Raw genomic sequence first — 20,617 nt, 5'->3', positions numbered from 1 at the left:
CGGCGCCGAAGGCGGGTCCCGACCGCCTACTGGTGGAGCAGCTCGTACCACAGCACCGCGGTGACGGCCCGCCCGTCGCGCAGCTCGTCGTCGACGACCGCGGCGAGCAGGTCGTCGTACGGCACCGTCTCGACCGCGATCGACTCGTTGTGGTCCAGCTCCCGCTCGGCGGTCGGCTCGCAGCCGGTCGCCAGCACGTGGTGGTGGACCGCGTTCGCCATCCCGTTCGTGGGCTCGACGGTCGTCAGCCGCTCGAACGCGTCCGCCTCGTACCCCGTCTCCTCGGCGAGTTCGCGGGCCGCGGCGCGCTCGACCGCGGCGGTCGTCGGCTCTCGGCCCGCGGGGCCGCCGTCCCCCGCCGCCCCGTCTTCCGGCTCCATCGTCCCGGCGGGAATCCCGCGGTTCACCCGGCCGACGGCCTGTCGCCACTCGTCGATGACGACGACGTCGCCGTCGGGCGTCAGCGGCAGCACGACGACCGCCGGCGGCTCGTCGACGTAGTGGAACCCGTCCGTCTCGCCGTCCGGGAAGCGCACCTCGTCCCGGCGCACGTCGAAGCCGGGGCAGGCGTAGTCGATGTCGCTGTCGAGCGTCTCCCACGCGAGGTCGGCGGAATCGTCCATGGATCGCAGTCGTCGCTCGGGGCGTAAATAGCCGGCCGTCGCGCGTTCGATCCGGTCGCACGCCCACGCCGGTCACGCGGCCCGGACGCGGTCGACCGCGAGACGGCCGACGGTCCCGGCGACCCACGCGAGCGTCCCCAGCGCGAGGGCCTCGACCCCGACGAAGACGAGCCCGTCGAGTCCGAGGAGCGCGGCGACGCGCTCCGCGAGGGGCCGCCCGGGCAGGCCCAGCAGGTAGTGGTCGGCGTTGCTCCCGAGCAGCGCTCCGTAGACGGAGAGCCACGCGAGCGCGACCCCGGCCCCTCGATAGGCGAGGCCCGCGGTCACGAGGACGCCGAGGGCCGCGGCGTCGAACGCGAGGAACACCACCCCGCCGGCGTGAGCGAAGAGCCCCAGCCCGTAGGCGGCGAAGGAGACGACAAAGAGCAGCGGCGGCACGAGGAGTCGGTACCGGCGCGGCGAGCCGTTCGAGTTCGAGCCGAGGAGGACGCGACGAGCGAGGGACATGTCTCCGGATCGTTTCGGCCGCCCCATGAATCCACGCGTCGGGCGCGGCTCACGACCAGTCGCCGAGCGACGCCTGTCCGTCCCCCGTCCGGCGCTCTGCCTCGTTCCCCGTCGCGTCGCCGTCCGCGGTCGGCTCCCCGTCTACCCAGTCGGTGAGCTTCCCGCCGTCGCCGTCGGTGCCGGCCGTTCGACCGACCGACCCGCGGGGGCGGTCGGCCGCGCCGTCGCTCCCGTCTCCCGGCCCGTCCCCCGGTTCGAATCCGCCGAGCGTCGCCTGATCCGTCTCGGCGAAGTCGAGCTTGGAGACGCGCACGCCCAGCTTGCGGACGCGGGTCTCGTCGAACTCGCCGAGCAGGTCGAGCGCCACCTCCTCGACGAGGTCGGGGTCGTCCACGGGACCGGGCAGGCTCCGGGCGCGGGTGTTGACGTCGAACGGCGGCTCGACCGCCTTGATCCCGATTGTGCGGTAGAGGCAGCCGCGCTCGCGGGCGCGGCGGGCAACGTCCGCGGCGAGCGCGGAGACGGTCTCGCGCTTCGTCGGCTCGTCGGCGGTCGTCGGGAGCGCCGACTCCCGCGAGAGGCTCTTGGGGAGGCCGGTCGGCGTCACCTCCCGGTCGTCGTCGCCCGCGGCGCGTCGGGAGAGCTCCGGCCCGCGCTCGCCCAGCTCCGCGGCGAGCCGGTCGCGGTCGGCCGCGGCGAGGTCGCCCGCGGTCTCGATGCCCAGCTCCGCCAGCGTCCCCTCGGTCACCGGGCCGACCCCGTGAACGTCGGCGGTCGGCAGCGGCGCGAGGAACTCCGCGACCGACCCCGGCGGCACGACGACCAGCCCGTCCGGCTTGTCGGCGTCGCTGGCGACCTTCGCGGCCGACATGTTCGGCGCGACGCCGACGCTCGCCGGCACCCCGGCCTCCCGCTCGATCCGGTCTTTCACGTGGCGGGCGTATCCCTCGGCGAGCGTCCGCGCCTCCGCGGGGCCGGCGGCCCCGCTCGGCGGCGGGTCGGTAGAATCGTCGCCGTCGTCCCCGTCACCGCCGTCGCTCGGACTCCCGCCGCCACCCCCGGCGACCGCCCACGAGGTCCGGTCGGTGGCGTCGAGGTACGCCTCGTCGATGCTCACCTCCCGGCGCGTGTCGGCGCAGTCGCGTAGGACCTCCTTCACCTCGCTCGCCACGTCCTCGTAGAAGTCGAGGTCGACGGGGAGGTACCGCCCGGTCTCCTCCGGGTCGGGCGCGTCCGGGTCGTCGGGGTCCGCGCCCGCGCGGCGGGGGAGCAGCTCCAAGGCCTCCGAGATCGGCATCGCGCTCTCGACGCCGAACTCGCGGGCCTCGTAGCTCGCCGTCGCGACCGCGCCGATCGACTCGCCCGGTTCGTACCCCATCCCGACCACGACGGGCTCGCCCGCGAGGTCGGGGCGGCGCAGCCGCTCGCAGGAGGCGTAAAAGCAGTCCATGTCGACGTGGCAGACGACGCGGTCCGCGTCGTCGTCCCCGCCGCCGGCGCCCGGGAGCGTCTCCCCGGCGACTGGCGTCCCGCCGGTCATCGATCCCGACTCCGCGCTCCGCGGTCTTAAGAACCAGCCACGCACGCCGGAAGTGGAACGCGGACCGCGGTCGCCGCCGCCCCCGGATCCAGATCCGATAGCCGGGTCGGTAGTCGTTTATTCCTCGCGATCGTTCGTTCACGTATGCCCGCCGCGATCGACGTGTTACACGTCGACGACGACCCGTCGGTCCTCGACCTCACGGAGGCGTACCTCGAACGCGAGATCGACTCCGTGGCGGTGACGAGCGTGACCGACCCCGAGACAGCCTTGGACCGGCTCGACGAGGCCGCCTTCGACTGCGTGGTCAGCGACTACGACATGCCCGCGATGGACGGGCTGGAGTTCTTCGACGTGTTCAGCGACCGCCACGGGGAGACCCCGTTCGTGCTGTACACCGGGAAGGGCTCGGAAGAAATCGCCAGTCAGGCGCTCAACGCGGGGGTCACCGGCTACTTCCAGAAGGGCGGTCCCGAGCAGCTCCGCCGGCTCGCGAACCGCGTCGATCAGGCGGTCGAGGAGCACCGGACCAAAGAGATCGCCGAGCGCTACTCGACGGTCATCGAGGCGCTCGGCTACCCCGTCTACGTCGTCGACGAGACCGGCGTCTTCCGGTTCGTCAACGAGCCGTTCGCCGAGCTCACCGGCTACGACCGCGAGGAGATCATCGGCCAGAAGCCCGGGTTCATCAAGGACGACGCGGCGGTCAAAGAGGCCGAGGACCGCCTCGGCACGATCCTCTCGTCTTCGGGGCCCGACGTCCAGCATTTCGGCGTCGACATCGTCCCGAAGGAGGGAGAGCCGATCCCCTGTCGCGACCACATGGCCGCGCTGCCGTACGAGGGCGACTCGTTCAACGGCAGCGTCGGCATCCTCCGAAACGTCTCCGACGAGCGCGAGCGCCGCGCGGAACTGGAGACGAAGACCCGCGCCCTCGACGAGGCGCCGGTCGGGATCACCATCACGGACGCGGACCGGGAGGACAACCCCATGGTGTACGTCAACGACCGGTTCGTCGAGATGACCGGGTACGACCGCGAGGAGTCGATCGGCGTCAACTGCCGGTTCCTCCAAGGGCCGGACACGGAGGAGGAGTCGGTTCAGGAGCTCCGCGACGCGATCGACGCCGACGAGCCGACGAGCGTCGAGCTGCTGAACTACCGGAAAGACGGGACGGAGTTCTGGAACCGAGTGAGCATCGCCCCGATCTGCGACCCGGACGGGACCGTCACGCACTGGGTCGGCTTCCAGGAGGACATCACGGCGTTCAAAGAGCGGGAGGCGGCGCTCGAACGACAGAACGACCAGCTCGACTCCTTCGCGAGCATCGTCTCGCACGACCTGCGGAACCCCCTCAACGTCGCGCAGGGCCGGGTCCAGCTCGCCCGCGAGGCGTCGGACGACGCGGAGAACCTCGACGCCGCGCTCGACGCGCTCGCCCGGATGGAGTCGATCGTCGAGCGGACCCTCGCGCTCGCCCGCGAGGGAGAGACGGTCGGCGACCCGGAGCGCGTCGACCTCGCGGACGTCGTCGCCGACAGCTGGTCAACCGTCGACACCGCGGACGCGACCCTCTCGGTCGAGACCGACCGCGAGGTGCTCGCCGACCCGGACCGCCTCCGGAACCTCTTCGAGAACCTGATGCGCAACGCGGTCGACCACGCCGGCGACGACGTCTCGATCCGGGTCGGCGACCTCTCGGACGGCTTCTTCGTCGAGGACGACGGGTCGGGGATTGACCCGGCGGTCGCCGACTCGCTCTTCGAACCCGGCGAGAGCGGCGGCGCGGGCACCACCGGATTCGGCCTCGCGATCGTTCAGGAGATCGCCACCGCGCACGGGTGGACGGTCGAGGCGACGACCGGCGAGGACGGCGGCGCGCGGTTCGAGGTCCGCGGCGTCGACAAGCGGACCCCGGCGACCCCCTGAGCCGCTCGGTCTCGGTCGACACCGAGACCGCGGTTCGACGCTCGTCGGCGACCGAAACCGGATCGACTCCCCCCGTTCACAAGCGCCTTTATCATCCGTTCCGAACCCAGAGTGAATGGGGCTCCTCTCCGGCGTCACCGACACCGACCGGCGCGTGATCGTGCTGGCGCTCGCGCGAATGGTCGGCGCCGCCGGGAACTCCTTTCTCATCGTCGTCCTCCCGCTGTACATCACCAGCGACCTCGTCGACATCGAGGGGTTACTCGGCGTCGAGGTCGGGGTCGGCGCGGCCGCGGTCACGCTGACCGAACCGCTCCTCATCGGCGTCGTGCTCTCGCTTTTCGGCTTTCTCAACAGCCTCTCGCAGCCGTTCACGGGGCGGCTCTCCGACCGCGTTGGCGCCCGTCGTCCGTTCGTCCTCGCCGGAATCCTGCTCCTCGGAACCGCGAGCGGGCTGTACACGATCGCGACGAGCTACCCGGTGCTGGTGGCGCTGCGGGCGATACAGGGGCTCGGCGCGGCGCTCATCATCCCCGCCACGGTCGCCCTCGTGAACGAGTACGCCGCGAGCGACGCCGACCGCGGCGGCAACTTCGGCGTGTACAACACGTTCCGGCTCATCGGCTTCGGCTTCGGCCCGGTCCTCGCGGGCGCGGTCGTCGCTCGCGGGCCGTACGACCTCTCCGCCGTCGGGCTCCCGGTCCTCGACGGCTTCGACGCCGCCTTCGTCGCGGCCTGCGCGGGGGCGTACCTCAGCTTCACGCTCGTGTTCCTGCTCGTCCGCGACGCCGACGTCGAGGCCGAGGCGGGCGACGACGTGTCGATCCGGGTCCGCGGCGAGGACCGCCTGCTCGACCCCGTGTTCACGCTCGGGCTCGCGACCGTCGCCATGGGCGCGTGCATCGCCCTGTTCGCGACGCTCCAGAACCAAGTGAACGTGCGGCTCGACCAGCCCCCAGTGTGGTTCGGCGCCCAGTTCGCGGCCGTGACGATAGCGAACGTGGTCTTCCAGGTCCCCGTGGGCCGCGCCAGCGACCGGATCGGCCGCCGGCCGTTCCTGCTCGCCGGCTTCGTCATCCTCGTCCCGACGACGCTGCTTCAGGGGATCGTGACCGAGCCGGCGCTGATGATGCTCGTCCGGCTCGGCCAAGGGATCGCGGTCGCGTGCGTGTTCGCCCCGTCGCTCGCGCTCGCCGGCGACCTCGCCCGCGAGGGGGAGTCCGGGACCACCCTGTCGGTGCTCACGATGGGCTTCGGCTTCGGCGTCGCCCTGGGGCCGCTGGCCTCCGGCTGGCTCTACGGCTTCGGGTTCGTCGTGCCGTTCGCCGTCGGGGCCGCGGCCGCGGCGGTCGCGCTGGTCGCGGTGTTCACGCAGGTGGAAGAGACGCTCAATACCGGCGACGAGCCGGCCGCGGCGGCCGGCGCGGACTGAGCGGGAGAGCGGGCGGAAATCCGCACCCGGCGCTCGTTTCGCGCGTCGTCAACACTCAGCTTCGGCGTAGTACATGCCTCCGCCGTTCTCGTCGACCGGACTGAACGCGGATACACACCCGTCGTCCTCACTCTCTTGTGCCACGCTCTCCGTGAATAGACTGGCTTCGTCGATCGAATCCGCGGATATCGTGAGTTCCAGGTCTCCCTCACCACTCATCCAACTTTCTTTTAAATACACTCCGCCCGTCGCTCCGCCTTGCTTCGGGCCGAATCGGAACCCGTCCTCGGATACGACCTCGTCGCCTCGCTCCGCAACTATCGTGACACCGACGGTCTCGTCCCGCAGATTCACCACGTCTATCTCCCGAATTTCCACCTGCGGGTCGTCGTCGGAAATACAACCGGCGGTGAGCCACCGCGAGGGCTCCGAGGACCTCGCGGCGTCTCCGTTTCGGCACTTCGGTTCACAATCCGGAAACATCGTTTAACCATGCGGCCCGTCGGAGTTCTCTGTTCCGACGAGTACAATCCGAGGCGCGTCCGGGTAGCAGACACGTCCTCTCGGCCCCCTCCGCAGTCAACAGAGCCAAACCGGTCGCGGCCGAACCGCCTCGCGTGCCGAGCGACCGCCTCCGCTGCGTCGACTGCCGCGAGCCGATCCCCGCCGACGCGCGGATCTGCCCGCACTGCCGGACCATCCAGCCGTCGCCGCTGCTGGACGTGGGCGTCGTCGTCGCCGGCGTGTTCGCGCTGCTGTTCGGCGTCGTCCTGACGGTGATGACCGTCGGGACCAGTCGCCTCCTCGGGTTCGTCCTGCTCGTCGTCGGGTTCGGCCTCGCGGTCGGCGGGTACACGCGATACATCGATCGACGAGCGACGAGCCGGGCGCGGTGAGTCCGCCGCTCGCCGCCCGTTTTCCGTCCTCGCGGCTGCGACAATTTAAGTAGCAGCGCGCGCCACGGTACGGACATGCTCACCCCACTCAACGGCGGCTTGGTCCTCGCGGGGCTGGCGCTCGCGTTCGTCGGCGCGGCGGTCTCCGTCTACGCGGTGACGCTGACGGGGCTGCTCGTCGGCGCCGGCGCCGGCTACCTGCTCGCGCCGAACGTCGTCGGCCTCGTCGCGGTCGACGGCGCCGTCCTCACCGCCGGCGCGGTCGCGGTCGGCGGCCTCCTCGGCGGCTTCCTCGCGTACGCCGGGCTCTCCTTCGCGGTGCTCGGCATCGGCGCGGTCGTCGGCGGGTTCGCCGGGCGGTTCGCCGTCGGCCCCTTCTACGCGGCGGACGCCGCGGGGGTCGAGGGGACGGCGCTGCTCGTCGGCGCGACGCTGGCGGGCGTCGCCGTCGGCGCGCTGTTCGGGTTCGTCCTCACCCGGACGACGCTCGTGGTCTCGACGGCGCTCATCGGCGCGGCGTTCGCCTCGCGGTCGCTGACGCCCGCGAGCTTCGAGACGGCCGCCGCGGAGACGACCGTCCAACCCCTCCTCTTCGACCTCTCGGCGCCCGCGTTCCTCGCGGTGTTCGTCCTCGGGGCGCTCTCGCAGCTGGGGCTGTTCCGGTTCGGCTACGTGACGAAGCTCGTCGGGCTGCTGCCCGGCGCGCGCCGGTGGACGGCGGACGACGACCGCGACGCGGACGCGGCCTGACCGCCTCTCAGACGCCCCGACGCGGTCACTCGTACTCGTAGAACCCGCGACCGGTCTTCTTGCCGAGGTCGCCCGCCTCCACCTTGCGCTTGAGGAGGTACGCCGGCTTGTAGCGGTCGCCGAGTTCGTCGTGGAGCGTCTCGCTTGCGTCGAGCGCCACGTCGAGGCCGATGTGGTCGGCGAGTTCGAGCGGCCCCATCGGGACGTTCGTGCCGAGCTTCATCCCGCGGTCGATGTCGGCCTTGTCGGCGACGCCCTCGTCGTACGCGCGGATCCCCTCGTTTATCCACGGCATCAGGATCCGGTTGGTGACGAACCCGGGCTTGTCGTCGGACTCCCACGTCTCCTTGCCCAAGTCCTCGGCGAAGGCGTGCGCGAAGTCGACGACCGCCGGGTCGGTGCGCTCGCCCACCACGACCTCGACGCCGTCCATGATCGGGACGGGGTTCATGAAGTGGAGGCCGACCACGTCGCTCGCGCGCTCCGTCGCGCTCGCGATGGTCGTGATAGACAGCGTGGAGGTGTTCGTCGCGAGGACGACGTCGTCGTCGGTGACGCGGTCGAGGTCGCCGAACACGTCGCGTTTTACCTCGAGGTCTTCGATCACGGCCTCGACGACGAGGTCGGCGTCCGCGAGGTCGTCGAGGGCTGTCGTCCCCGTGATCCGGTCGCGGACCGCTTCGGGGTCCTCGTCGAGCGCGCCCTTTCCGGCCAGCCGGTCGAGGCTGTCCTCGACGCTGTCGAGGCCGCGCTCGACGTACTCGCGCTCCACGTCCCGCATCACCACGTCGTATCCCGCCGACGCCGCGACCTGCGCGATCCCGTTGCCCATCGTCCCGGCGCCGACGACGCCGACGACCTCGATTTCGGAAAGCGTTCGCATGTGACTCGCTGCCGCGCCGCGGCTGGTAAGTATTGCGAAAGCCGGGCCCGAACGCGTTCGCGCCGGAGAAATTAACAATTCGAGTAGTAACGCGTTTCGAAGCCGATCGCGCAAAATCGACCCGAGGCGCCGCTCAGTCGGCCGCTAAGTTTCTTTACGTCCGCCGACTTCACCACAGCCCTTTTTACGTATGTAACGGAACTACGAACTGATGCTTCCTCACGCCGCCGACGACATTTCGCGCGACGGTAAGTCGCTCATCCTCGCGTACGACCACGGGCTCGAACACGGGCCGGTCGACTTCGAGCCGAACCCGGACACGGCGGACCCGGAACGGATCTTCGAGCTCGCCACCCACGAGGCGGTCACCTCGCTCGCCGTCCAGAAGGGGCTCGCCGAGGCGTACTACCCCGACTACGAGGACGAGGTCAACCTCCTGTTGAAGCTCAACGGGACCTCCAACCTCTGGCGGGGAGAGCCGAACAGCGCCGTCAACTGTACGGCCGAGTACGCGGCCGAACTGGGGGCCGACGCGGTCGGGTTCACGGTCTACGGCGGGTCGAACCACGAGGTAGAGATGGCCGAGGAATTCCGCGACGCGCAGGAGGGCGCCCGCGAACACGACATGGCCGTCGTCATGTGGTCGTACCCGCGCGGGCAGGGGCTCCGCAACGACGCGAGCCCGGACGTCATCTCGTACGGCGCGCGGCTCGGCCTGGAGCTCGGCGCCGACGTGGTGAAGGTGAAGTACCCCGGCTCCGCCGAGGCGATGGGCGACGCCGTCGAGATGGCCGGCCCTGCCGACGTCGTCATGTCCGGCGGGACGATGCGCGACGACGAGGCGTTCCTCCGGAACGTCTCGAACGCCATCGACGCGGGGGCCACCGGCATCGCCGTCGGCCGAAACGTCTTCCAGCGCGACGAGCCCGAGCGCATCCTCGACGCATTGGAGGCCGTGATCTTCCAAGAGTCCGACCCGGCCGAGGCGCTGGCCGTCGCCGAGAGCGACGACTGATGTCCTCACCGGACTCGACCGTCGACGCGGTGTTCGACGCGGTCGCGGCGACGGCCCCCGAGATCCGCGCCGCGCTCCCCGGCCGCCGCGTCGAGAGCGGGACGGAGAACGAATCCGGCGAGTCGGTGCTCGCGGGCGACCTGTACGCCGACGAGCTCCTCGGCGACGCGATAACCGCGGTCGACGGCGTCGGCTCGTTCGTCAGCGAGGAGCGTGAATCGGCGGTCGACGCGGGCGGCGCCGTCGGGAGCGGCGCGGGCGACGCGCTCGCCGTCGCGATCGACCCCCTCGACGGCTCCTCGAACCTCCGGTCGAACAACGCGATGGGCACCGTCGTCGGCGTGTACGAAGCGCCGCTGCCCGCGAGCGGCCGCGACCTCGTCGCCGCCGGCTACGTCCTCTACGGCCCGATCACGACGATGGTCGTCGCCGACGAGACGGGCGTCCGCGAGGAAGTGGTCACCGCCGACGGCGACAGCGTCGAGAGGTCCGTCGTCGAGGCCGACCTCTCGCTGCCGGCGACCCCGACCGTCTACGGGTTCGGCGGCCGGGTGCCCGACTGGCCCGCGGACTTCCGCGCGTACGCCCGATCGATCGAAGACGAGCTGAAGCTCCGGTACGGCGGCGCGATGGTCGGCGACGTGAACCAGGTGCTCACCTACGGCGGCGTGTTCGCCTACCCCGCCCTCCGGAGCGCGTCCGAGGGGAAGCTCCGGCTACAGTTCGAGGCGAACCCGATCGCCTACATCGTCGAGCGCGCGGGCGGCGCGTCCTCGGACGGAACCGGCTCGATCCTCGACGTGGAGCCCGAGGCGGTCCACCAGCGCACGCCGGTTTACGTGGGCAACGAGGCGCTGATCGAGCGGCTGGAAGCCGCCGTCGACGCGGAGTAGCAGCGGGGTACCGCTCCGGACGAGCGGCGCGCCGCCCCGGGCCGCCGGCCGACGCGGGCCCGCCGAATCCCGCATGGAAAACTGTTTAGGATCCACCGCAAATCTTGCGTTCATGAAAGTCCACGTCGGCGCGGCGGCGACGCCCGAGGAGGCTGCGGCGATCGCGAAGTCGCTCGCCGAACACCTCGGCGTCGACGTCGACGTCCACGTCGAGGGCGAGGAGACGCCGGTCGCCAGCGCCGAGCCGTCCGAGCCGAGCTACCCGCTCGACGACGACCTCGGACCGACCGACCGCGAGCGCGACCTCCGCGCCGAGATAGCCGACATCCGCGAGGGCGGCCCGGAGAAGTACCGCGACCGCCTCTCGGAGCAGGGGAAGCTGTTCGTCCGCGACCGCCTCGACCTCTGGTTCGGCGGCGAGGGCGGGACCCGCGGGACCGGCGACGCCGGCGCCGCGGACGGCGACCCCGCGGGGGTGAAGTTCGAGGACGGGAAGTTCGCCGCGTTCGACGACTGGCACCCCGACGCGCCCGCCGGCGAGGACGAAGCGGGGAACGATCGCGGCGGCGACCGCCTCCCGGGCGACGGCCTGCTGACGGGCGCGGCCGAGTTCGAGGGGCGCGACGTCCACTTCATGGCCAACGACTTCACCGTGAAGGCGGGGTCGATGGCGTCGAAGGGCGTCGAGAAGTTCCTTCGGATGCAACAGCGGGCGCTGAAGACGGGGAACCCGGTGCTCTACCTGATGGACTCCTCCGGCGGTCGGATCGACCAGCAGACCGGCTTCTTCGCCAACCGCGAGGGGATTGGGAAGTACTACTACAACCACTCGATGCTCTCCGGCGCGGTGCCGCAGATCTGCGTTCTCTACGGCCCCTGTATCGCCGGGGCCGCCTACACGCCCGTCTTCGCGGACTTCACTGTGATGGTGGAGGACATGTCCGCGATGGCGATCGCCTCCCCGCGAATGGTGGAGATGGTCACCGGCGAGGAGATCGATCTGGACGACCTCGGCGGCCCCCGCGTCCACGCCGAGGAGTCCGGCTCCGCGGACCTCGTCGCGCGCGACGAGGAGCACGCCCGCGAGCTGGTCGCCGACCTGATCGGCTACCTCCCCGACCGGGCCGGCGAGAAGCCCCCGCGGCGCGAGACGAAGCCGCCGAAGCTCTCGCCCGACGGGATCGACGAGCTGATCCCCGAGTCGCCGAACCGCCCGTACGACGCCCACGACCTGATCGACCGGATCGCCGACGCCGAGTCGGTGTTCGAGCTGAAGGAGGGGTACGGTCCGGAGATCGTCACGGCGTTCTGCCGGATCGACGGGCGGCCGGTCGGCGTCGTCGCCAACCAGCCGACGGAGCGGTCGGGCGCGATCTTCCCGGACGCCGCGGAGAAGGCCGCGGAGTTCATCTGGACCTGCGACGCCTACGAGATCCCCCTGCTGTACCTCTGTGACACGCCCGGCTTCATGGCCGGCTCGCAGGTGGAGAAGGACGCCATCTTAGAGAAGGGGAAGAAGATGATCTACGCCACCTCCTCGGCGACGGTGCCGAAACAGACCGTCGTCGTGCGGAAGGCGTACGGCGCGGGCATCTACGCGATGGGCGGGCCGGCCTACGACCCTGAGAGCGTCATCGGCCTTCCCTCCGGCGAGATCGGCATCATGGGCCCCGAGGCCGCGATCAACGCGGTCTACGCCCGGAAGCTCGCCGAGATCGACGACCCCGAGGAGCGCGCCGCCGAGGAGGAGCGCCTCCGCGAGGAGTACCGCGAGGGGATCGACGTCCACCGCATGGCGAGCGAGGTCGTCATCGACGAAATCGTGCCGCCCTCGGACCTCCGCGCCGAGCTCGCCGCGCGGTTCGACTTCTATGAGGACGTTCAGAAGGACCTGCCGGACAAGAAGCACGGGACGATCCTCTGACCGGGTGAAACGGGCGGAGCCGGGCTACAGCGCCGCGACGAGGTCGCCGCCGAACAGCCCGACTGCGCTCTCGACGCCGAGCGCGACGGCCAGCCCGATTCCCAGGAGCGCGCCGGCGTAGGCGGCCGACCCGAGTAGCGACGCGGCGGCGAACCGCGGCGCGGACACCGACGACGCGCTCGCGCTGGGCACCGCGAGCCACCCGCGCGTCCCGGGGACGGCGTTCGAGGCGGCGACCGCCGGGAGCCCCCACCGGTCGAGCCAGCGCGTCGCGCCGTCCAGCCGCCCCGCGTCGACCGGGACGGCCCTCGACGCCGTCGGATCCAGGTCGAACCGACGGACGGCGACGAAGAGCAGCGACTGGCCGGTCGTCGCCCCGACGACGGCCGCCGCGAACACCGGGACGACCGCCACAGCGTCGACCCCCGCGGCGACCACCGCTGCGACAAAGAGCGTCCGCGCTGGCAGCACCTTCCCGACGAGGGCGCCTTCGAGCGCGAAGACGACGAAGACTGCGACGGCGCCGTAGGTGCCGACGAGGGCGAGCGCCGTCTCGGCGTGGGCTCCGATCACGACCGCCCTCCGGGCCCCACAGCTAAAACACCCCCCGAGCCGGCTGTTCGCACGCGTCAGGCCGCTCCGCGGACCCGGTCGCGGTCGCCGCCCCCGCCTCGGGTGGCTATTTATCGGCCGCGGGCCTCGTGGACGCATGGTCACCGTCGGCGACACCGCCCCCGACTTCGCCGCGCCCGCGGTCGGCGGGGCTCCGGAGGGCGACGCGGAGCGCACCGCAACCGAACTGGCGCTGTTCCGGTTGGTCGAGGCGCACGACGCCGTCGCTCTCTGTCTCGCGCCCGCGACGTTCGTGCCGCCCTGTACCGCGGCGCTCACCGCGGTCCGCGACGCCGGCTGGCACGACCGCGACGGCCTCGCCGTCGTTGCGCTCACGGGCGACTCGCTGTACGCGGCGTTCGCGTACGCCGACCGGTTCGGACTCCCCTTCCCGGTGGTCGCCGACTTCCACGGCGGCGTCGCCGAGTCGTACGACCTGCTCGCCGACTCGTGGGAGGGGCATTCGGGCATCCCGCGGCGCGCGACGGTCGTGATCGACGGGGACTGGACGGTCCGGTTCGCCGAGGCGACCGACGATCCCCTCGACCGCGCCGACCCGGCGCCGGTCCGGCGCGCGGCCGAGACGCTCCGCGAGATCGGGATCGACGTGGACCGGCCGCGGGTGAACTACGACGGGCCGTGGTGAGCGCGGCGCGGACGAGCGCGACGGCGGCGCGGTCCGTGACTCGCCCGGTCGCGTCACGCGTCGGCGTCGCCGTGGTTATTTGACGCCCCCGCGCGGAGGGGGCGACATGGACGCCGCCTTCGCGGAGTACCTCGACGAGTTCACGCGCCGCGACTGGGAGACGCTCGACCCGGCCGCCGTCGCCGACCCGGTCAGGGTCGCGGTCGTCGGCCTCGGCTGGTTCGCCCGGGAGTGGGCGCTGCCCGGCATCGCGCGGTCGGCGTACACCGAGGCCACCGTCGTCAGCGATGTCGACCCCGCGGCGGTCGAAGCGGTCGCCGCCCAGCGCGACCTGACGGGCCTCACGCCCGAGGAACTGCGATCGGGGGCCGCCGCGGACGCGTACGACGCCGTCTACGTCGCGACGCCGAACGCGACCCACCTGGAGTACGTCGAGGCCGCCGCACAGCAGGGGAAGGCGGTCCTCTGCGAGAAGCCGCTGGAGGTGACGCCGGAGCGCGCGCGGAAGCTGGTGGCGGCCTGCCGCGACGCCGGGGCGCCCCTGATGGTCGGCTACCGGATGCAGACCGACCCTGCCGTCCGGCGGCTCCGCGACCTCCTCGACGCGGGCGTCGCCGGCGAGGTGATCCACGTCCACGCGACGATGTCGCAGACGATGCTCGGCGAACTCGGAAGCGACACGGACCAGTGGCGGCTCGACCCCTCGCTGTCGGGCGGCTGCGCGGTGATGGATCTGGGCGTCTACCCGCTCAACACGACGCGGTTCGCACTCGGCGAGGACCCGGTCCGGGTGTCCGGCCGGACCCGGTCGGAGCACGAGGCGTTCGCCGACGTGGACGAGCACGCCTCGTTCCGACTCGAGTTCCCGGACGACGTCGACGCGTTCTGTACGGTGAGCCAGAACGCCCAGCACGCGAGCCGGCTGGAGGTCACCGGGACAGACGCCAGACTCGTCCTCGACCCGGCGTTCTACGAGCGCGAGGACCGCGGATTCGCCGTGGTTCGCGGCGGGACGCGGGTCGATGTCGACTTCGAGCAGGTCCACCAGATCGAAGAGGAGTTCGCCTACTTCGGTCACCAGCTGCTGGCCGACGAACTGTTCCACCCCGACGGCGAGCACGCGCTCACGGACATGCGCGCGCTCGCCGGCGTCTACGAGTCGGCCGAGACCGGGCGGCCGGTCGAACTCGGCGACTGAGCCGCGACCGCGGCTGCGAGCCCACTACTGTTCGATCCCGTACACGTCGTTCGTCCAGTCGCGGGCCGGGGTGTCGTACACCGGGGCGTCGCGGTCGCGCCCGTCGAGCCGTCGCCGATCGGCCTCGTCGAGCTCCCAGTCGAGGTCGGCGTTGGCCCGGACGTGCTCCGGGGTCGACGAGCGCGGTAGCGGGACGACGCCGCGGTCGATCGCCCACCGGATGATCACCTGCGCCGGGTGCTTGTCGTACTGCTCCGCCAGCTCGGCGACGACCTCGTCGCCGAACACGTCGGTCCGCGCGAGCGGGGCCGCGGCCTCGATCACGGTGTCGGTCTCGCGGCAGTAGTCGACGAGGTCGGGCCGCTGGAACCACGGGTGAAACTCGATCTGGTTGACCGCGATCGGCACGTCGGAAATGTGGTGCGCGCAGCTGAGCTGGTACGCGCTGAAGTTCGAGACGCCGATATCGCGGACGAGCCCCCGCTCGCGCAGCTCCACCATCGCCTGGAGCGTCTCGCGCAGAGAGATGGCGGGGTTCGGCCAGTGGATCAGGTACAAGTCGAGGTAGTCGGTGCCGAGCCGGTCGAGCGACGCCTCGCACGATTCGATCACCGACTCGTAGTTGAGGTTCTTCGCGAGCACCTTCGAGGTGAGGAAGACGTCGTCGCGGTCGACGTCGCTCGCCGCGAGCGCCTCCCCGATGACCGCCTCGTTGCGGTACCCCTCCGCGGTGTCGATGTGCGCGTAATCGGCGTCGAGCGCCGCCCGAACGCTGTCGGCCGTCTCGTCGTCGTCGAGGTCGTACGTGCCCAGCCCGAGCGCCGGCAGCTCCGCGCCGCTCGGGAGCGTCTTCGTTGGTACGGTCACGCGAGGGGGGTTCGCCGGATCACCGATTGAAAGTACCGGTCGGGGAATCTCGTGCGGCGGCGCGTGCCTGCGAGGCCGCCACGCGGCCGAGCAGCACGCGCGAGGGAGTCGCGAGCGAAGCGAGCGGAAGTCAGGCCGGTACATGACCGCAGGGAGTACACCGGCCGAGATTCGAACTCAGAATCAGACGTGCCCGCTCACGGCTCGCTCCGCTCGCCGTTCGCTGCGCGCGACTGATAGCGCTCAAGTCTCTCTCGGTGATTCTGCTCACTTCGTTCGCAAGTCCGCTGAGCGGAGTGAAGCGGACGCTGGCTGGCGCAGTCAGTCGGAAAATGCACCGGCCGAGACTCCCGCAAGCAGAGCGAGCGGGAGTCAGGTCGGGGCACGACCGCAGGGAGTGCACCGGCCGAGATTTGAACTCGGGTTGCAACCATGGCAAGGTTGCGTGATACCACTACACTACCGGTGCGTGCTTCGCATCCGATCGTAGTCCGGGTCGGAGATATAAGGGTTCCGAACGACGGTCGGCGGAAGGGTCATCGGTGCCGCGCCCCCACACGGATCCGTACCCGAACGATGACCGACCTGCCCGACCGCGCCGACCGACGCACCGTCCTCCGCGCGACCGCCGGGCTCGCCGGCATCGCCGCGTTTCCCGCCGTCGCCGGCTGTCTCGGGGGCGGCGGCTCTCCCGGCGGCGACGAGGCCGGAGGCTCCGGCGACGACGGCGGCGACGCCCCGCCGGACGACGGCGCGGGCGTCGCGTACGACGTCGAGACCGTCGCGGAGGGGTTCGAGAACCCATGGGCGCTCGCCTTCCTACCCGACGACGGTCGCCTGCTGGTCACAGAGCGACCGGGACGGCTCTCGCTTGTCGACCCCGCGGACGGGGCCGTCGAGGCGGTCGCGGGCGCGCCAGAAGTGTTCGCGGAGGGGCAGGGCGGCCTGCTCGACGTTGCGGTCCACCCGGACTACCCGGCCGACCCGCGCATCTACCTCACGTACGCGGCGGTGAACGACGCGGGCGAGGCGACGACGCACGTCGGGACCGGACGGCTCTCGCTCGACGGCGGCGACGCGCCGGTGCTCGACGAGTTCGAGCCAATCCGGGTCGCCGAGCCGTTCCGCGGCGGCGCGAACCACTTCGGCTCCCGGGCGACGTTCGGCCCCGAGGGGTCGCTGTTCGTCACGGTCGGCGACCGGCGCGACACGGACTTCGGACCCGACCACGTCTCGCAGGACCGTTCGAACGAGCTGGGCGCGACGCTGCGGCTGACCCCGGACGGCGACGCCCACCCCGACAACCCGTTCGTCGACGACCCGGACGCGGCCGACGCGCTGTACAGCTACGGGCACCGGAACCCGCAGGCGATGGCGGTGCGGTCCGAGACGGGCCGGATCTGGCAGTGCGAGCACGGCGAGGAGGACGGCGACGAGATCAACGTGATCGAGCGCGGCGGCGACTACGGCTGGCCGGTCGCCAGCGAGGCGTGCCGCTACGGGACCGACGACCCCTTCGCGCCGGGCCACGGGGACCGCGACGGCGTGATCGCGCCGGTCCACCACTGGCCGTGCGGGTCCGGCGGCTTCCCGCCGAGCGGCGCGGTCTTCTACGACGGCGACGCGTTCCCCGAGTGGCGGGGCGACCTGTTCGCGGGCACGCTCGCGGCGCGGTACCTCGGGCGGTTCACGGTCGACGGCGACGGCCTCGACGCGACCGTGACCGAGCGCGAGCCCCTGCTCGCCGACCGCGGGTGGCGCATGCGCGCGGTCGCGGTCGAACCGGACACGGGGAACCTCTACGTCGCGGTCGATGACGACGACGCGCCGGTGGCGCGGGTCGTTCCGACGTGAGGGGTCGCCTCCGCGGCGACGCGGATCCGTGTGACGAGTTGGCTCGGATTCGCGGGCGGAATCCCCACGCAGACCCCGTGTGAACGCGGCACAGCCGGATATCGGGACCGCTATCCTTTTACCGTGCCGTCCGGAATCGAAGGTTACAGTCTCGCCACGATGCGTACCGAAGACGGACTCACGATCTGTGTTCCGTCTTCGCTCGTCCGGGAAGCCGAGGACGACCGCGAGGCGACTCGCAAACTCGGCTACGTCGCCCGTGCGGCGGCGGTGTTCCGGGCGGATCGGCTCGTGGTCTTCCCCGACCGGGAAGGCGACGGGCGACGGGGCGGGGAGTACGTCCGCACCGTGCTGGGGTACGCCGCGACGCCGCCGGAGCTCCGAAAGGACCTCTGGGGGCAGCGCGACGAACTCCGGTACGTCGGTGTGCTTCCCCCGCTCCGCGTGCCGTGGCGGACCGGCTCGACCCCTAGCGGGGAAGAGTCGAAAACACAGGGACTCGTGACCGAGGTCGGACCTGAAGGCCGCGTCCGGGTCAATTCCCCGCTGCGGGAACACCCGATCTCCCTGCTCGTCCCCTCCGGAATGGAGGTCGAGCGGGGGGAGCGCGTCACCATCAGGGTCTCTTCGAGAGAACCGGTCCGCGCCCGCATCACCGGGAAGCCGGAGGTCGGCTTCCAGGTCGCGGCCGCGGACCTGTCGGAAGCGCTCGCCGGCGACGGACTGGCCGTCGCGACGTCGCGACACGGAGCGGAACTCTCCGTCTCGCGGCTCGGCGACCTCGTCTCGGACGCCCGCGAGGCCGGCGGTTACACCGTCGCCTTCGGCGCGCCCGAGCGGGGGCTTCCGGAGATGCTCGGGCTTCCGCCCGACCGCATTCGGGCGGCCGTCGCCGACGGCCGCTCGGTCGAACCCGATCCGGGGTTCGACCTCTGGCTGAACACGATCCCGGCACAGGCGAGCGAGGTCGTCCGGACGGAGGAGGCTCTGTTCGCGACCCTCGGCTCGCTCACACTCACGGAGTAAACACATGCCACAACCAAGCCGACCACGAAAAGGCTCGCTGGGCTACGGCCCGCGCACCCGCGCAGACAGCGAGGTGCCGCGCATCCGTTCGTGGCCAGAAGACGACGGGGCCCCTGCGCTGCAGGGATTCGCCGGCTACAAGGCCGGGATGACCCACGTCATGATGGTCAACGACGAGGCGAACTCGCCGCGTGAAGGGATGGAAGAGGCCGTCCCCGTCACCGTCGTCGAGACGCCGCAGATGCACGCCGTCGCCGTGCGCGCCTACGAGAACACGCCGTACGGACAGAAGCCGGTCGAAGAGGTCTGGGCGACCGAGTTCCACGAGGAACTCGACCGCGCGCTCGACCTCCCGGCGGAAGACACCTTCGAGGCAGATGCCGACGAGCTCCGCGCGCTGCTCGACGACGACGTCGTCGACGACGTGCGCGTCATCACGCACACGGCGCCCTCGGAGCTCTCGAACGTCCCGAAGAAGAAGCCCGACATCATGGAGACGCGCGTCGGCGGCGGCTCCCTCGAGGAGCGCGCCGACTTCGCGCTGGACCTCGTCGCGGAGGGCGGCGCCCACGAGTTCGGCGACGTCTTCCGCGCGGGCCAGTACACCGATGTCTCCGGCATCACGAAGGGGAAGGGGACGCAGGGTCCCGTCAAACGCTGGGGCGTTCAGAAGCGGAAGGGCAAACACGCCCGCCAGGGATGGCGGCGTCGGATCGGCAACCTCGGTCCGTGGAACCCCTCCCGCGTCCGCTCCACCGTCCCCCAGCAGGGGCAGACCGGCTATCACCAGCGCACCGAGCTCAACAAGCGCCTCATCGACTTCGGCGAGGGCGACGACGCCTCCGTCGACGGCGGCTTCGTCAACTACGGCGAGGTCGACGGTGAGTACGCGCTCATCAAGGGCTCGCTGCCCGGTCCGGACCAGCGCCTGCTGCGGTTCCGCCCGGCCATCCGGCCGAACGACCAGCCGCGCCTCGACCCCGAGGTCCGGTACGTTTCCACCGAATCCAACCAGGGATAACCAATGAACGCAACAGTACACGACCTGGACGGCGAGGAGGCGGGCAGCGTCGAGCTGCCGGCCGTCTTCGAGACCGCGTTCCGACCGGACCTCATCGGTCGCGCGGTCGACGCCGCTCAGGCCAACCGGAAGCAGGCCTACGGGGCCGACGAGTTCGCCGGGCTGCGGACGCCCGCCGAATCGTTCGGCTCCGGCCGCGGGCTCGCGCACGTGCCACGTTCCGAGAACGTCGCCCGTCGCGTCCCGCACGCCGTGTCGGGGCGCGCCGCGCACCCGCCGAAGGCCGAGAAGGACCAGTCGAAGCAACTGAACGACAAGGAGCGACAGCTCGCGATCCGGTCGGCCATCGCGGCCACGACCGACGCCGAGCTCGTCGCCGAGCGCGGCCACGCGTTCGACGAGGACCTCGACCTCCCGCTCGTCGTGAGCGACGAGTTCGAGGACCTCGAGAAGACGCAGGACGCCCTTGGCGTGCTCGAAGCCGTCGGCGCCGACGCCGACATCGAGCGCGCCGAGGAGGGTCGCTCCGTCCGCGCCGGACAGGGCAAGGCCCGCGGCCGCAAGTACCGCCAGCCCAAGTCCGTCCTCGTCGTCACCAGCGAGGAGCCGTCCCGCGCCGCCCGCAACCTCGCGGGCGTCGACGTCGCGACCGCTCGCGAGGTCAACGCGGAGGACCTCGCGCCCGGCGCGCACCCGGGCCGACTCACGCTGTGGACCGAGAGCGCCGTCTCGGAGGTGGCCGACCGATGAACTCGATCATCGAGCATCCGATCGTCACCGAGCAGGCGATGAACGAGATGGACTTCAACAACAAGCTGCTGTTCCTCGTCGACGTGGACGCGACCAAACCGGAGATCGAGTCCGAGGTCGCCGAGCGCTACGACGTGGGCGTCGTCAACGTGAACACGCAGGTGACGCCGCAGGGCGAGAAGAAGGCGGTCGTCACCCTGTCCGCGGACGACGACGCGACCGAAATCGCCTCGCGTATCGGGGTGTTCTGA

At 71.2% G+C, this 20,617-nt stretch carries 21 protein-coding genes and 1 tRNA gene; 14 read left to right on the top strand and 8 right to left on the bottom strand.

The genetic code is table 11. From position 1 onward, the window contains the following. Positions 1 to 26: 26 nt before the first annotated feature. From EXE52_RS05870 to EXE52_RS05860, 3 genes are all read right to left on the bottom strand, one after another. Complete coding sequence (locus EXE52_RS05870; RefSeq protein ID WP_086216912.1) at positions 27 to 623, bottom strand: NUDIX hydrolase; 597 nt, start codon at positions 621 to 623, stop codon at positions 27 to 29. 72 nt (positions 624 to 695) lie between these two features. Beyond that, a complete protein-coding gene (locus EXE52_RS05865; RefSeq protein WP_049930149.1) occupies positions 696 to 1,130 on the bottom strand; it encodes a hypothetical protein in 435 nt (144 codons plus the stop codon). Between the two features lie 49 nt (positions 1,131 to 1,179). Beyond that, positions 1,180 to 2,670, bottom strand: a complete 1,491-nt coding sequence (locus EXE52_RS05860) for a DNA polymerase IV (RefSeq protein WP_089308367.1) — start codon at positions 2,668 to 2,670, stop codon at positions 1,180 to 1,182. 144 nt (positions 2,671 to 2,814) lie between these two features. Here EXE52_RS05860 and EXE52_RS05855 point away from each other — a divergent pair, with 144 nt between their 5' ends. Further along, positions 2,815 to 4,599 carry a PAS domain-containing protein gene (locus EXE52_RS05855; protein WP_089308366.1) on the top strand — a complete coding sequence of 595 codons (1,785 nt, stop codon included), beginning with the start codon at positions 2,815 to 2,817 and terminating at the stop codon, positions 4,597 to 4,599. 115 nt (positions 4,600 to 4,714) lie between these two features. Next, positions 4,715 to 6,031, top strand: a complete 1,317-nt coding sequence (locus EXE52_RS05850) for an MFS transporter (protein WP_049930157.1) — start codon at positions 4,715 to 4,717, stop codon at positions 6,029 to 6,031. Between the two features lie 48 nt (positions 6,032 to 6,079). On the opposite strand, the gene EXE52_RS05845 is transcribed toward EXE52_RS05850, so the two are convergent. After that, complete coding sequence (locus tag EXE52_RS05845) at positions 6,080 to 6,514, bottom strand: hypothetical protein (RefSeq protein WP_241988200.1); 435 nt, start codon at positions 6,512 to 6,514, stop codon at positions 6,080 to 6,082. A gap of 134 nt (positions 6,515 to 6,648) precedes the next feature. Here EXE52_RS05845 and EXE52_RS05840 point away from each other — a divergent pair, with 134 nt between their 5' ends. Next, entirely contained in the window at positions 6,649 to 6,927 is a 279-nt protein-coding gene (locus tag EXE52_RS05840) for a zinc ribbon domain-containing protein (RefSeq protein WP_049930159.1), read from the top strand. Positions 6,928 to 7,002: 75 nt separating this feature from the next. After that, the gene (locus EXE52_RS05835; RefSeq protein WP_086216120.1) at positions 7,003 to 7,677 is read left to right on the top strand and encodes a phosphate ABC transporter permease; all 675 of its coding nucleotides are present in this window, start codon (positions 7,003 to 7,005) and stop codon (positions 7,675 to 7,677) included. A gap of 25 nt (positions 7,678 to 7,702) precedes the next feature. Here EXE52_RS05835 and EXE52_RS05830 read toward each other — a convergent pair whose 3' ends face one another. Further along, entirely contained in the window at positions 7,703 to 8,560 is an 858-nt protein-coding gene (locus EXE52_RS05830) for a 3-hydroxyacyl-CoA dehydrogenase family protein (RefSeq protein WP_049930162.1), read from the bottom strand. A gap of 211 nt (positions 8,561 to 8,771) precedes the next feature. Between EXE52_RS05830 and EXE52_RS05825 the strand changes: the two genes are divergently transcribed. The 3 genes from EXE52_RS05825 to EXE52_RS05815 all read left to right on the top strand — a co-directional run bounded on the left by EXE52_RS05825 (position 8,772) and on the right by EXE52_RS05815 (position 12,392). After that, a complete protein-coding gene (locus EXE52_RS05825; protein WP_086219875.1) occupies positions 8,772 to 9,575 on the top strand; it encodes a class I fructose-bisphosphate aldolase in 804 nt (267 codons plus the stop codon). Further along, a complete protein-coding gene (locus EXE52_RS05820) occupies positions 9,575 to 10,468 on the top strand; it encodes a class 1 fructose-bisphosphatase (protein ID WP_089308365.1) in 894 nt (297 codons plus the stop codon). Before EXE52_RS05825 ends, EXE52_RS05820 begins: the two co-directional genes overlap by 1 nt. A gap of 112 nt (positions 10,469 to 10,580) precedes the next feature. Continuing rightward, positions 10,581 to 12,392 (top strand): acyl-CoA carboxylase subunit beta, encoded by a 1,812-nt coding sequence (locus EXE52_RS05815; protein ID WP_089308364.1) that lies wholly within the window; start codon positions 10,581 to 10,583, stop codon positions 12,390 to 12,392. Positions 12,393 to 12,416: 24 nt separating this feature from the next. Here the strand turns inward: EXE52_RS05815 and EXE52_RS05810 are convergent, their stop codons facing one another. Next, complete coding sequence (locus tag EXE52_RS05810) at positions 12,417 to 12,965, bottom strand: VTT domain-containing protein (RefSeq protein WP_049930168.1); 549 nt, start codon at positions 12,963 to 12,965, stop codon at positions 12,417 to 12,419. A 136-nt stretch (positions 12,966 to 13,101) separates the two neighbouring features. Between EXE52_RS05810 and EXE52_RS05805 the strand changes: the two genes are divergently transcribed. After that, positions 13,102 to 13,650, top strand: a complete 549-nt coding sequence (locus EXE52_RS05805; RefSeq protein WP_089308363.1) for a redoxin domain-containing protein — start codon at positions 13,102 to 13,104, stop codon at positions 13,648 to 13,650. 106 nt (positions 13,651 to 13,756) lie between these two features. Beyond that, complete coding sequence (gfo6, locus tag EXE52_RS05800; protein ID WP_089308362.1) at positions 13,757 to 14,848, top strand: D-xylose 1-dehydrogenase Gfo6; 1,092 nt, start codon at positions 13,757 to 13,759, stop codon at positions 14,846 to 14,848. A 24-nt stretch (positions 14,849 to 14,872) separates the two neighbouring features. Here the strand turns inward: gfo6 and EXE52_RS05795 are convergent, their stop codons facing one another. Beyond that, positions 14,873 to 15,715, bottom strand: a complete 843-nt coding sequence (locus EXE52_RS05795; RefSeq protein WP_089308361.1) for an aldo/keto reductase — start codon at positions 15,713 to 15,715, stop codon at positions 14,873 to 14,875. 398 nt (positions 15,716 to 16,113) lie between these two features. Continuing rightward, positions 16,114 to 16,184, bottom strand: a tRNA-Gly gene (locus tag EXE52_RS05790). 107 nt (positions 16,185 to 16,291) lie between these two features. On the opposite strand from EXE52_RS05790, the gene EXE52_RS05785 reads away from it, so the two are divergent. The 5 genes from EXE52_RS05785 (at position 16,292) to EXE52_RS05765 (ending at position 20,617) form a co-directional block, all read left to right on the top strand. Continuing rightward, entirely contained in the window at positions 16,292 to 17,569 is a 1,278-nt protein-coding gene (locus EXE52_RS05785) for a PQQ-dependent sugar dehydrogenase (protein WP_089308360.1), read from the top strand. A gap of 159 nt (positions 17,570 to 17,728) precedes the next feature. Then, complete coding sequence (locus EXE52_RS05780) at positions 17,729 to 18,595, top strand: putative RNA uridine N3 methyltransferase (protein ID WP_086220222.1); 867 nt, start codon at positions 17,729 to 17,731, stop codon at positions 18,593 to 18,595. Between the two features lie 4 nt (positions 18,596 to 18,599). Continuing rightward, entirely contained in the window at positions 18,600 to 19,616 is a 1,017-nt protein-coding gene (locus EXE52_RS05775) for a 50S ribosomal protein L3 (RefSeq protein WP_089308359.1), read from the top strand. A 3-nt stretch (positions 19,617 to 19,619) separates the two neighbouring features. Further along, the gene (rpl4p, locus tag EXE52_RS05770; RefSeq protein WP_086216128.1) at positions 19,620 to 20,366 is read left to right on the top strand and encodes a 50S ribosomal protein L4; all 747 of its coding nucleotides are present in this window, start codon (positions 19,620 to 19,622) and stop codon (positions 20,364 to 20,366) included. Then, entirely contained in the window at positions 20,363 to 20,617 is a 255-nt protein-coding gene (locus EXE52_RS05765) for a 50S ribosomal protein L23 (RefSeq protein ID WP_049930182.1), read from the top strand. The genes rpl4p and EXE52_RS05765 overlap by 4 nt, the downstream gene beginning before the upstream one ends.

Source organism: Halorubrum sp. CGM4_25_10-8A (genome assembly GCF_005435025.1).
GTDB lineage: Archaea > Halobacteriota > Halobacteria > Halobacteriales > Haloferacaceae > Halorubrum > Halorubrum ezzemoulense.
The sequence above is the reverse complement of the archived record's forward strand: the minus strand, read 5'-3'. Positions and strand labels throughout refer to the sequence as shown.